At 64.6% G+C, this 13,305-nt stretch carries 6 protein-coding genes; 1 reads left to right on the top strand and 5 read right to left on the bottom strand.

Annotation, left to right across the window (positions count from 1 at the left end):
* Positions 1 to 137: 137 nt before the first annotated feature.
* On the top strand, positions 138 to 593 hold the full coding sequence (locus N5D53_RS14405) for a transposase (protein WP_190870064.1): 456 nt from the start codon (positions 138 to 140) through the stop codon (positions 591 to 593).
* A 9-nt stretch (positions 594 to 602) separates the two neighbouring features.
* Here N5D53_RS14405 and N5D53_RS14400 read toward each other — a convergent pair whose 3' ends face one another.
* From N5D53_RS14400 to rfbB, 5 genes are all read right to left on the bottom strand, one after another.
* A complete protein-coding gene (locus tag N5D53_RS14400; protein WP_190870063.1) occupies positions 603 to 1,955 on the bottom strand; it encodes an aminotransferase class I/II-fold pyridoxal phosphate-dependent enzyme in 1,353 nt (450 codons plus the stop codon).
* Positions 1,956 to 1,964: 9 nt separating this feature from the next.
* Positions 1,965 to 9,464 carry a type I polyketide synthase gene (locus N5D53_RS14395; RefSeq protein ID WP_190870062.1) on the bottom strand — a complete coding sequence of 2,500 codons (7,500 nt, stop codon included), beginning with the start codon at positions 9,462 to 9,464 and terminating at the stop codon, positions 1,965 to 1,967.
* An 872-nt stretch (positions 9,465 to 10,336) separates the two neighbouring features.
* The gene (gene rfbA / locus N5D53_RS14390) at positions 10,337 to 11,218 is read right to left on the bottom strand and encodes a glucose-1-phosphate thymidylyltransferase RfbA (protein WP_014592009.1); all 882 of its coding nucleotides are present in this window, start codon (positions 11,216 to 11,218) and stop codon (positions 10,337 to 10,339) included.
* Positions 11,215 to 12,120: a dTDP-4-dehydrorhamnose reductase gene (rfbD, locus tag N5D53_RS14385; RefSeq protein ID WP_198748386.1), complete on the bottom strand. Its 906-nt coding sequence runs from the start codon at positions 12,118 to 12,120 to the stop codon at positions 11,215 to 11,217. Before rfbD ends, rfbA begins: the two co-directional genes overlap by 4 nt.
* Positions 12,117 to 13,187: a dTDP-glucose 4,6-dehydratase gene (rfbB, locus tag N5D53_RS14380; RefSeq protein ID WP_104962345.1), complete on the bottom strand. Its 1,071-nt coding sequence runs from the start codon at positions 13,185 to 13,187 to the stop codon at positions 12,117 to 12,119. The genes rfbD and rfbB overlap by 4 nt, the downstream gene beginning before the upstream one ends.
* Between the last annotated feature and the right edge of the window lie 118 nt (positions 13,188 to 13,305).

Genomic DNA, 13,305 nt, shown 5'->3' with positions numbered 1-13,305 from the left:
GGGCCTGCTAGCCAATATCCCTGGCCAATCACCGTCCCCCCCTGGTCAGTGGGCACATTCTGCAATGGTTGAATCGCTGCTGACGTCATGAGGACGTCTACGCTGGCTCGAACGATCGAAGCCTCAAGGATGACCACATGCACTACGCCCACGCCCACCATCTGCGCCGCCATCGGGTTTCACACCCCGGCAGGCTGTACATGCTGACAACCGTCACCCACCAGCGTCGCCCGCTGTTTCACAACTTCAACCTGGCCAGGCTGGTGGTCAATCACCTGCGCCAGGCAGACCGGGAAAACAGCTGCGTCACGCTGGCCTGGGTGGTCATGCCCGACCATGTGCATTGGCTGATAGAACTGAAACAGGTGACACTGGCCACGTTGATGCGCCGCTTCAAATCAAGGTCCAGCCTTGCCTTGCACAAGGCTGGCGTAACAGCCAACCCCATCTGGCAGGCGGGCTACTGCGATCGCGCCATGCGCAAGGATGATGACCTGCTCAACGCCGCTCGCTACATCATTGCCAACCCGGTCAGGGCCGGCCTGGCACCCAATGTCGGCGAATACCCACACTGGGATGCCATCTGGCTGTAGGCGTGGCCATCACCCCAGCCGCGCCATCTCCTCCGCCACCACCGCCACGGTATGCCTGATCTGCTCTTCCGTATGCTCGCAAGACACAAAAAACCGCACCCGCGCCGAATGCTCCGGCACCGCCGGGTACAGGATCGGCTGGGCATTGATGCCACGCTCGAACAGGGCGCTGGACAAGCGGCCGGCCTTGAACGAACTGCCGGTAATCACCGGGATCACCGCCAACCCGGTACTGGTCGCCGTGTCCAACCCAGCTTCACGCGCCAGGCGCAGGAACAGCTCCCCTCGCGCCTGCAGTTGCGCTACCCGCTCGCTGTCTGCAGCCAGCAGCTTCAACGCTGCCAACGCAGAGGCCGTGACCGCCGGCGGCATGCCAACACTGTACAAGAAGCCCGGCGCCAGAAACTTCAGGTGCTCGATCAGTGCCGTGCGGCCCGCAATGTACCCGCCGCAACTGGCCAGGGTCTTGCTCAAGGTCCCCATCCAGATGTCGACGTCATCGCCAGCCAACCCATAGTGCTCGCGAATACCTTTGCCCGTCGCACCCATCACCCCCAGCGAATGAGCTTCATCCACCATGAGGAAAACCTTGTGCTTATGCTTGAGCTCGACGAACCGGGGTAGCTCGGGGTAGTCGCCGTCCATGCTGTAGATGCCTTCCACCACCACCAGCACCCGCTCGAAGTGCTGGCGTTGCTCGCCCAGCAGGCGGTCCAGCGCCTGCCAGTCGTTGTGGGCAAAACTCAGACGGCGGGCACCGGACAGCTGGATACCCTGCAGCACGCTGTTGTGAATCAGCTCGTCATGCACCACCAGGTCGCGTGGCCCGAACAGGTAGCCGATGGTGGTGACGTTGGTGGCATGGCCGCTGACCATCACCACCGCATCGTCCACCTCGTACAGGCGCGCCAGTTCGCGCTCCAGCTCACGGTGCAGCGGGCGGTCGCCAGAAACCGGGCGGCTGGCCGACACCGAGGTGCCGTAGCGGTCGATCGCCGCCTTGGCCGCTTCGGCCACGGTCGGGTGGCCGGAGTAGCCCAGGTAGTTGTAACTGGCAAAGTTGAGAAACTCGCGCTCGCCAATCTGCGTCTGGGCACCGGCGGTGCCCTGGTGCATACGGAAGAACGGGTTGCTCACGCCCAACTGCATGGCGCTTTGCTGGAGTACCCGCAGTTGCTGGTACCCCGGGTGCTGATCAAAGCGATAGTGCGCTTCGGGCACCTTCAGGGCAGCCTGCTGTACCTGCTCCAGGGTGGCGCCCTGCTCGCCCTCGGCAGCCACATGGCGGCGCCGGGCGAGGGCTTGCTGGATCAGGCGTTGCTTGGCATCGCCACCAAGGCCGGTCGGGGTTCTGGCTGTCATCTGGCACTCTTAATCAATCAATCGGTTGGGTGCCGCGTTGCTGTCGGCCAAGGCTGCGTTCAACTGCGCCAACTCTTCGGCACTGTGCTCGCTGCCATGGCGGGCAAGCACATTCTGCGCCAGTTGCTCTTCGCCGCTGCCCGCTTCACCACGCAGCAGCTCCAGCAAGCGTGCGGCAAGCTTGTCGATGCTGGAGCTGTCACTCAGCTCCATCACCGGCAGGCGAATACCGAAACGCTCCTCCAGCGCCACCACCAACTCAACGCTCATCAACGAATCGAGCCCCATTTCCTGCAGCGGGCGCTGGGCATCCAGGCGTGCTGGCGGCAGGCGCAAAATCTCGCACACCTCGTGCTTGAGCATGTCTACGAAGCGTTCGAGCAGTTCGCCATCGTCAAGCTCCTCCAGCATGCGCTGGATGTCTTCACCGCCACCTTCATCCTCATGATCGCCGCCGTAGGCACGGGCCAGTTCGCTGAAGCGCGGTGTAGTGGCGCTCGGCAGGAAGCGCGCCAGGGCCTTGAAGTCCAGCTCCAGCACGCCATGGCCGTTATCACCCTGCAACAGCATGGCCTCGAGCTGTGCCAAGGCTGCCTCGGCCCGCAGCGCCGAGCCCCCCATGCGGCTCTGCAGGGCGTCCTTGATCTGGCTGTTGCGCGCCAGGAAACCGACATCGTCGATGGCGCCCCACAGCACGGCGGTGGCTGCCTGGCCCTGAGCACGACGGTGCCGCGCAAGGGCTTCGAGCCAGTGGTTGGCCGCCACGTAGTTGGCCTGGCCGGGGTTGCCGAACAAGGTGGTGGCCGAGGAGAACATCACGAAGAAGTCCAGCGCCAGCCCCTGGGTCAGCTCGTGCAGGTACTGAGCGCCCTTGGCCTTGGGTTCCAGCACGCGACGCAACTGGTCGCCGTCAAGGTTGCGGATCAGGCTGTCGTCAATCACCGTCGCGGCATGCACCAGGCCACGCAGTGGCCATGGGCTGGCGCCAATGCGATCAAACACCCCGCGCAGTTGCTCACGGTCGGTGATGTCGCACGCCACGGCCTGCACATCGATACCTTGGGCGTGCCACAACGCCAGCTGCGGTTGGGCCTCTTCACTGGCCGGGCCACGACGGCCCAGCAACACCAGGTGACGGGCACCTTTGTCGATCAGCCACTGCGCAGTACGCAGGCCAAAGCCACCCAGGCCGCCGGTGACCAGGTAGCTGGCATCGGCGGCAAGCTGCAATGCCCGCACCGGCTGCACGCGGGTGTCGACGGTTTGCTGGATAGGGTTGGCGTACGTCACCACGACCTTGCCAATCTGCCGCGCCTGCTGCATGTAACGGTAGGCTTCGACCACCTGATTGGCGTCGAACTCGCGGAACGGCAACGGATGCAGGATGCCCTGCTCGAACAGTTCCATCATTTCGGCGAACAGGCGGCGGGTGAGCGCAGGGCGCTCGCTCATCAGCTGGTCAGCGTCGATACCGAAATAGCTGATGTTGTTGCGGAACGGGCGCAAGCCGATACGGGTGTTCTGGTAGAAGTCGCGCTTGCCCAGCTCCAGGAAGCGACCAAACGGCTTCAGCACCTGCAGGTTGCGGTTGATGGCCTCACCGGCCAGCGAATTGAGCACCACGTCCACGCCACGCCCACCGGTGGCCGCCAGCACCTGGTCGGCATAAGCCAGCGAACGGGAGTCGTAGATGTGGCTGACGCCCAGCAGGCGCAGGAAGTCGCGCTTCTCGTCGCTGCCTGCGGTGGCGTGGATTTCTGCGCCCAGCCATTTGGCGATCTGGATGGCAGCGATGCCCACGCCACCGGCAGCGCCGTGGATCAGCACCTTCTCGCCCGGCTCCAGGCGCGCCAGGTGATGCAGCGCGTAGTACACGGTGAAGAAGGTACTCGGAATGGTCGCCGCCGCCTCGAACGACATCCCTTCGGGGATGCGTGCAACGGCGTTGGCGTTGGTGACCAGGCGGTTGGCGAAGCTGCAGGGGCCAAAGCCCACCACACGGTCACCCGGGGCGAAGTTGCCCACTGCCTCGGCGCCTTTGCCCTGCACCACACCGGCAAATTCGAAGCCCAGGGTAGGGCCGGAGAAGCCGTTTTCGATGGCTTCATCCGACAGCAGGCCGAGGGCGAACATCACGTCACGGAAGTTAAGGCCCGTCGCGCGCACCTGAATGTCCAGCTCATCCGCCGCCGGTTGACGCGGCTCACGCACTTCCCAGCGCAGGTTGCGCAGCTGGCCCGGCAGGTCGAAGCCCAGGCACACCCACTGCGCATCGCCCACTGCGCGGCGCGGCTGGTCGGCCAGCACGCGCAGGCGCGGCACGTAGCGACGGCCTTCGGCGTCCAGGGCCAGCTCGGTTTCGCTGTCGGCGTGCAGCAACGCAGGTACCGCCAGCTCGACCGCTGCCGCGTGGGCCAGATCGAGCAGGCGAATACGACAGTTCGGGGATTCGTTGGCCAGGGTACGGCCAAAGCCCCACAACGCCGCGTCGCCGATGGCCGCAACGTCAGCGGCGGTGTCGACGCTGTGCAGGTGCTCGGCAGCGCCACGGCTGAACAGCCAGCACTGCGGGGCGATCGTCAGCGACTCACAGGCCTGCACCAGCGCGGCCGCTTGCATGCAGCGCTCGGCCTGGCCATCGAGGCCTGTGCCGCTGTCGAAACCGGCCAGGTGCAGCACATGCTCAGGGGGCTGGGCAAAGGCGCCAAGCTGAGCCGCCAGCGCCTGGGCGTCACCCGGCTGCAACAGGTCAACCTGCTGGCCCTGGGCGCGCAGTTGCTCTGCCAGGCGCAGGGCAGCGCCCTGCCCGGCTTCGGCGAGTACGGCCCAGCGCTGCACGGCCACGGGTGCAGCAGTGTCGGCACCGGCGGGCTTGTCCGCCAGCAACAGGTAGCTACCACAGGCGTTACCCGGCAACGCTTCCAGCGTGCGCAACGCGGTCAGGCCATGCCGCTGCAGCTCATGGCTCCAGAACGCCGGGCCTTGCTGGCGCGACAACGCCTGCTGCGGGCCGGCCAGCCACCAGTCTGGCTGGGCACCGAAGACGAAATCGGCCCAGCGCGCCGGATACTGCCCAAGCAGCGCCAACTGGCCGTGCGGGTTGAGCCGGCCACTGGCCAGGCGCAGGGCGTCACCCACGGTACCAAGGGGGCCAAAGTCGGTAGGCACCAGTACCCAGTCGAACGTACCGGCGTCGGCCAGTTGCTCCAGGCCAAGCACCTCCAGCGCCGGGCAATCGTCACGCAGACGCTGCTCAAGCTCAGGCTCGGCGACGCAGTAGGCATAATCGAGGCGATCGAAATCCAGGCCGGCGTACAACAGCTCGGCAAACGAAGCGCCACCGAAGCCGAATTCCAGCACACGCAGGCGCTGGCCGCGCGGCAGTTGCGCCAGGCGCGCGGCCAAGGTCTGGCCAATGCCGCTGAGCAGGTGCTGCTGCCCTGCCGCACCCAGCACCAGGCGCGCCAGGCTGGCACCGCTGGTTTCGCGCGGTTGCAGAGTGTCGAAGGCCTGGCTGCCATCCAGCAACGCCGACAGATGACGGCCGATACGGCCCACGGAATGGATAATCTGGAAGTACTCGGGGTAGCTTCTGAACAGCTCTTGCCAGATAGCCTGCGAGGTCGGGCGCTCGCCCTGGTCGACCAATTGCCAGCCACCGTCAGCGCTACGCAGCAGGCTGCCGTCGTGCTCGGCATGGCGCAACAGCATCGCCAGGAAGTCGCCCTGGCCCTGCGACCACTGCGCGACCTGCTCGGCACTGATGCGGCCGCCGGCCTGTTCCACCGCATCGAGGACAAAGCTGCTGCACAGCACATCCAGCAGTGGCTCCACTTCATTCAGGTAACGCACCTGTGCCGGCTCGTCGGCCAGGCACTGCAAGGCCTCGACCAGCGGCGAGCAGGCCACGGCGTTACGCTGCACAGGCACAACCGCGCCTGGCGCGGCCTGCCCCACATGGCCCATACGCTTGATGTCGCCACTGCGGTCGTACTGCAGGCGCACGGCACGCATGCGCGCATCCTTGATCGCCAGTACGGCAGCGCCGCTGGCATCGAACAGGGTGAAGTCGACCAGCAGCGAATGCGCGGTGCGCTTGCGTTGACGCACCTCGGCCAGCACCGGCACACCGCCAGCATTGGTAAAGGCAATGCGCCCAAGCTTGACGGGGATGAACGCCAGGCCATCGTCATGCCCCTGGCGGCTGGCCAGCAGCTCGGTAATCAGCTGGAAGGCACCATCCAGCAGCGCCGGGTGCAGGTGCAGGCTTGCCAGTTCGTGTTCGATGGCAGCAGGCACGACCAACTGAGCCAACACGCGCTCCCCTTCCACCCAGGCTGCGGCCACCGTCTGGTAAGCGGGGCCGTAGTTCAGGCCAACCGCGCTGGTCATTGCCAGGTGCTGCTCGCCGGTGAAGTCTGCCGGGCGGGCTGGCAACGCCGGTGCCCGGGAGTCCAGCAGCACACCGCGCGCTTCGCCCGGCAAGCGTGCAACCACGTGCTGTACCCAGTCTTCGCGTTGCATCAACGTGCGCGAGCTGATGCGCAATGTGCCGTCGGCCTCTTCGACCTGCACGCGCACTTTCTTGATGACTTCGCTGCTCAGCAGCAGAGGGTTGTGGATTTCCAGCTCTTCGATATCGACGAACTCGCCCGGCTGGTGCAGTTGCGCCACGGCCAGGGCCAGCTCGGTAAAGCCTGCACCCGGGAACAGTACCGACTCACCCACCTTGTGGTCGGCCAGGGTCGGGTACTGCTGGGTATCCAGGCGGTTTTCCCAGGTCAGCGCCTGGTCTGTTACCGGGTAACCCAGCAACGGGTGCACGCGCTCGTGGCTCAGCGGGCCATAGGCCTCGGCAGTGACCGGCAAGCTGAAATGGTCGTGCTGCCAGGCATAGTTAGGCAGGCGAAGCGGGCGCCCGGTCACCGGGAAGCGTGCCTGCCACTGTGGCTCGACGGCGGCAATCTGCAGGCGGGCTACGGTACGTTCCAGCAGCAGCGGGCTGTGGTCGTTGCGCTTGAGGGTACCAATCACCTGCCCCGGTTGTTCGCACTCAACCAGCACATCGTTGACGTAGCTGCGCAGGATCGCATGCGGGCCCACTTCGACGAACAGGTTAAGGCCATTGCGCACCAAGGCAGCCAGCGCGCCCTGGAACAGCACCGGGAAGCGAATGTTCTGCCACCAGTACTGGCTGTCCAGGCGTTCGCCGTTCAACTGGCCACCGACGACAGTGGAGTAGAACGGGATCTTCGTAGCCTGCGGGCGGATATGCGCGAGGTCGTCGATAACCGCTTGCTTGATCGGGTCCATGGCCGGCGAGTGGAAGGCGTAGTCCAGGTCCAGGCGACGGGCGAATACCTGGCGCTCTTCCAGGGCCGCTTCCAGCAGTGCCAGGGCGTCGACCTCACCGGCCACAGTGGCGCCGCGGGCGCTGTTCTCGCCCGCCACCACCAGGCGGCCATCCAGTTTCAGTTCGGCAATCAGTTGCGCCGTGGCCTCACCCGAGAGGCCGACCGCCGTCATCTTCCCGGTACCACGGGTCAGGCCCTGCAGGCGGCTGCGGTGGTAGATGACCTGGGTGGCGTCCTCCAGGCTCAACGCGCCGCTGGCCCAGGCCGCCGCCACTTCACCCACACTGTGGCCGATCACCGCCACCGGGTGGATGCCTTCGGCAGCCAGCACTTTGGTAACCGCCACTTGCAGGGCAAACAGCGCAGGCTGGGCGATTTCGGTACGTGCATAACGGCCTTCGCCGTTGTCACCCAGCAGCTCGGCGCGCAGCGAGTAGCCCGCCAAGGGCTGGAACAACGCGTCCACTTCATCCACGGCGGCGGCGAACAGCGGCTGGTCGAGCATCGCCCGGCCCATGCCCTGCCATTGCGAGCCGTTGCCGGAATAGACAAATACCGGTGCCGAGGCGCCGTCCAGAGCCTGGCCGGCCTCCAGCACTGCACTCAGTTCGCTGAGGGTCGGGTCCTGGGCATAGTCGTCCAGCGCCTGGGCGGCTTCGGCCGCGTTGTCGCAGACCAGCAGCAGGCGGTGGCTGTGTGCATCGCGGCGGAACATCGCCTGGTAGGCCACATCGTAATAGTCGGCCTGGGGCTGCCCGGCCAGGTAGGCGGCAAAGCGTTCAGCGGTTGCGCGCAAGCCTTGTTCGCTCTTGGCACTGAGCAGTAACGGCACGCGCCGGGCGCTGCCCGCTTGCGCTGCCGGCGCCTGTGGCTCGGGGCTTTGCAGGATGACATGGGCGTTGGCGCCGCCAAAGCCGAACGAGTTCACCCCTACGATCAACTGGCCATCGGCCTTCAGCGGCAGGGGCTCGGTGACCACCTGCAGGTTGAGGTCGGCGAACGCGATGTTCGGGTTGAGCGCCTGCACGCCAATGGTAGCGGGCACGGTGCGCTCGGCCAGGCAGTTCAGTGCCTTCATCAGGCCAGCCACGCCAGAGGCGGCTTCAAGGTGCCCGAGGTTGCTCTTCACCGAGCCGATTGGCAGCGGGTTGCCGGCGCCGCGCGCCTGGCCCAGTGCCTCGCCGATGGCGCGGGTTTCGATCGGGTCTCCCACGGCGGTACCGGTGCCGTGGGCCTCCAGGTAGTCCAATTGCTCGGGGGCGATGCCGGCCTGGGCGTAAGCGCGCTTGAGCAACGCCGCCTGGGCCTCGGCATTGGGCAGGGTCAGGCTGGACTTGCGCCCGTCGGTGTTCACCGCACTGGCCGCCACCACCGCCAAAATGGTATTTCCATCGGCCACTGCCTGGTCGTAGTCCTTGAGCAGGAACAACCCGCCGCCTTCGGAGCGGGCGTAACCGTCGCCGTTTTCGTCGAACGACTGGCAGCGCCCGGTGCGCGACAGCATGGTCGCCTTGGCGAAGATCATGAAGCCGAACGGGTGCATGTGCAGGCTGATACCACCCGTTACGGCTTGGTCGACATCACCGCTGAGGATGGCCTGGCACGCCTGGTGGAAGGCCACCAGCGACGACGAGCAGGCGGTGTCGATGGCCATGCTCGGGCCACGCAGGTCGTAGAAGAACGACAGGCGGTTGGCCGCGATACTCATGGTGTTGCCGGTCGCCGTGGCGCCATCGATGGCCGACAGGTCCTCGAGCAGGCGGTAGGACTGCTCGACACCGGCGATGCCCAGGTACACGCCACAGTTGCTGCCACGCAGGCTGGACGGCTTGACCCCGGCGTTTTCGAAGGTTTCCCAGCACATTTCCAGCAGCATGCGCTGCTGCGGGTCCATCATCGCGGCTTCACGCGGCGAGATGCTGAAGAAGCCAGCGTCGAAAGCGCTGATATCACCCAGGGTGCCTGAGGCGAAGGTGTAGCTGGATGCAGGGCTGGCCTTGTCCGGGTGCAGGAACTCGCGTTTGTTCCAACGCGACGGGTCAACCTGGGTCACCAGGTCGCGGCCCTCCATCAGGTTTTGCCAGAAGCCTGCATTGGAAGAGCCAGGAAAACGGTACGCACAACCAACGATTGCAACCTTTCTACGCTTGATCAAAACCTATTCCTTCAAATCTCATCGGGCACCGTCCCATCCGTCGGACAGCCGGCATGCCTGGCCTGGCCACGAAACTGGCCATTCGTTATATGTCACTGATGATTGTCTGGGTACCTGAAACTGCCATGCACGCAGGGGGCGCAAGACTCATGGTCTGGAACTGGCGTGGGAATGTTCAGATTTGTGTGTGCGGATGATACGCGGGTTGTGGGGGTGGGAAAACCCTGGGGTGAGGGATGGTTCACAGCGTGGGAGCGGGTTTACCCGCGAATACGGTGGCGCCGGCAACGGTGAACGGCGGGTGGAAATTGGCCAGCAGGCCCGGCCCCTTCGCGGGTAAACCCGCTCCTACACGACGGCCTGTGCCCACCCACCGACCTGTGTCCACCACCAGCCTGTGTCCAACCCCCGAGGTGTGTCCACCACCAATCTGCGTAGGAGCGGGTTTACCCGCGAATACGGTGGCGGCTGCGACGGTGAATGGCGGGTGGAGATTGGCCAGCAGGGCCGGCCCTTTCGCGGGTAAACCCGCTCCTACACGGCGGCCTGTGTCCAACCACCGAGGTGTGTCCACCACCAATCTGTGTAGGAGCGGGTTTACCCGCGAATACGGTAGCGCCGGCAACGGTGAACGGCGGGTGGAAATTGGCCAGCAGGGGCGGCCCTTTCGCGGGTAAACCCGCTCCTACACGACGGCCCGTGCCCAGCCACCGAGGTGTGTCCACCACCAATCTGCGTAGGAGCGGGTTTACCCGCGAATACGGTAGCGCCGGCAACGGTGAACGGCGGGTGGGAATTGGCCAGCAGGCCCGGCCCCTTCGAGGCTTGAACCGCCCGTGGAATGGCGGCCCCGCCCCACCGAGGTTGTTACCTCAATAAACCGTGCCTTGAATCAAACGCAGCAGGTACTGGCCATAACCGGTCTTGGCCAGCGGTGCTGCCAGCGTCTCCAACTGTTGGGCATCGATCCACCCCTGCCGGAATGCCACCTCTTCGGGGCAGGCCACTTTCAGCCCTTGCCGCCGCTCGATCGTCGCGATATACCCGCTTGCCTCGAGCAACGAGTCATGCGTCCCGGTATCCAGCCAGGCATACCCGCGCCCCATGATCTCTACCGACAAACGGTGCTGCTCCAGGTACGCGCGGTTCACGTCGGTAATCTCCAGCTCACCACGCGCGGATGGCCGAATGCTTTTGGCAATCTCGATCACGTCGTTGTCGTAGAAGTACAACCCGGTCACGGCATAGTTGGACTTGGGTTTGGCCGGTTTCTCTTCCAGGCTGATGGCATTACCTTGCCCGTCGAATTCGACCACGCCATAACGCTCGGGGTCTTGCACGTGATAGGCGAACACACTGGCGCTGCCCTGGCGGTCCATCGCGTTGCGCAGCAACTGCTGGAAGTCGTGGCCGTAATAGATGTTGTCACCCAGCACCAGCGCGGTGGGGGCGTTGCCGAGGAAGTCTTCGCCAATTAGAAACGCCTGGGCCAGGCCGTCCGGAGATGGCTGCACGGCGTAGGTGATGTTGATGCCCCAGCGGTGGCCGTTGCCCAGCAGCTGCTCGAAGCGCGGGGTGTCTTGCGGGGTGGAGATGATCAGGATGTCATGAATGCCCGCCAGCATCAGTGTGGTCAGCGGGTAATAGATCATCGGCTTGTCGTACACCGGCAGCAGTTGCTTGGAAATTGCCAGGGTCGCCGGGTGCAGGCGGGTACCCGACCCACCCGCCAGAATGATGCCTTTACGCTTCATAGTGGTCCTTTCTCGTGGATTTCCGTCAGCATGCGAGCCACACCCAGGCGCCAGTCTGGCAGGGTCAGGGCAAAGGCCTTCTGCAGTTTATGGGTATCGAGACGCGAGTTGGCCGGCCGCATGGCCGCCGTCGGGTAAGCCTCTGTGGTCAAGGGGGTGACGTTCTCGGCATGAGCTTTCAGCGGCACGCCATGGACCGCCGCTTGCTCCAGTACGTAACGGGCATAGCCGCACCAGGTGGTTTCACCCTCAGCGGCCAGGTGGTACAGGCCAGCCAGGGATGGGTTGCGGCGCGTGGCGACAATGGCGTGGGCGGTGATGTCGGCGATCAGTTCTGCACCCGTCGGGGCACCGTGCTGGTCATCGATCACGCCCAGGCTGTCACGCTCCGCAGCCAGGCGCAGCATGGTTTTGGCGAAATTGTTGCCGCGTGCGGCATACACCCAGCAGGTGCGGAAGATCAGGTGCTGGCAACCGGCAGCCTGGATCGCTTGCTCGCCGGCCAGCTTGCTGGCGCCATAGGTATTCAATGGGTCAACGGCATCGTCTTCGCGCCAAGGCTGGGTGCCCTGCCCCGGGAACACATAGTCGGTGGAGTAATGTACCAGTAGCGCGCCACATTGGGCGGCAGCGCGGGCCAGCACGCCGACGGCGTCGGCGTTTACCTTGAAGGCTTGCTCACGGTCACTCTCGGCCTTGTCCACGGCAGTGTAGGCCGCCGCATTGACGATGACATCGGGGGCATAGACACGGACAGTTTCGGCCAGGCCCGGCAAGTTGGCCAGGTCGCCACAGTACGCCTGGCTGCGAGCGTTCAGCGCCAGCAACTGCCCCAGTGGGGCCAGGCTGCGTTGCAGTTCCCATCCTACCTGACCGTCCTTACCCAGCAGCAGCACCTTCATGCAGAACGCCCTGCGTAGTTTTTTTCTACCCAGTCGCGGTAACTGCCAGACTGCACGTTCTGCACCCAGTCCTGGTTGTCGAGGTACCAGGCCACGGTTTTGCGGATGCCGGTTTCGAACGTTTCCGCAGGCTTCCAGCCAAGCTCCTGCTCCAGCTTGCGGGCATCGATGGCATAACGGCGGTCGTGACCTGGACGGTCGCTTACGTAGGTGATCTGTTCGGCGTAGGGCTTGCCGTCGGCGCGTGGGCGCAGTTCGTCCAGCAGCGCGCATACGCGGTTGACGATGTCCAGGTTGGGCTTTTCATTCCAGCCGCCGACGTTGTACACCTCACCAGCTTTGCCGGCCTCCAGTACGCGGCGGATGGCGCTGCAGTGGTCCTTTACGTACAACCAGTCGCGAATCTGCTGACCGTCGCCATACACCGGCAGTGGCTTGCCGGCCAGGGCGTTGACGATCATCAGCGGGATGAGCTTTTCCGGGAAGTGATAAGGGCCGTAATTGTTCGAGCAATTGGTGGTCAGCACCGGCAGGCCGTAGGTGTGGTAGTACGAACGCACCAAGTGGTCGCTGGCAGCCTTGCTGGCCGAGTACGGGCTGTTAGGCTGGTACTGGTGGGTTTCAGTGAAAGCCGGTTCGTCGGCAGTCAGAGAGCCATACACTTCGTCGGTAGACACATGCAGGAAGCGGAATGCCTGCCGCGCCGGCTCATCAAGGCCGCCCCAGTATGCACGCGCGGCTTCCAGCAACTGGAACGTGCCGACGACGTTGGTTTCGATGAAGGCTTGCGGGCCATGGATCGAGCGGTCGACGTGAGACTCGGCGGCAAAGTTGATGATGGCGCGGGGCTGATGGGCATTCAGTAATTCCGCGACCAGCCGGCTATCGGCAATGTCGCCGTGCACGAAGATATGGCGCTTGTCGCCCTGCAGGCTGCTCAGGGTCTGCAGGTTGCCTGCATAGGTGAGTTTGTCCAGGTTGACCACGGGTTCGTCATCGCCGGCCAGCCAGTCCAAAACGAAGTTCGCCCCGATAAAGCCTGCACCGCCGGTTACCAGAATGGTCATGTTTGTCTGCTTCCGTTGTCAGGGTCTGCGCTTCCACTTTCAGGATTCTAGCCTGTCGGCGGTTGATTCGAGAGCGAAGACGATGGCAACGTGACATTCAGGCTGGAATGGCGGAGAT

Origin of the sequence: Pseudomonas sp. GD03862, from assembly GCF_029840855.1 — a bacterium.
Taxonomy (GTDB): Bacteria; Pseudomonadota; Gammaproteobacteria; order Pseudomonadales; family Pseudomonadaceae; genus Aquipseudomonas; species Aquipseudomonas alloputida.
This window is presented reverse-complemented; position numbering and strand designations above follow the sequence as displayed.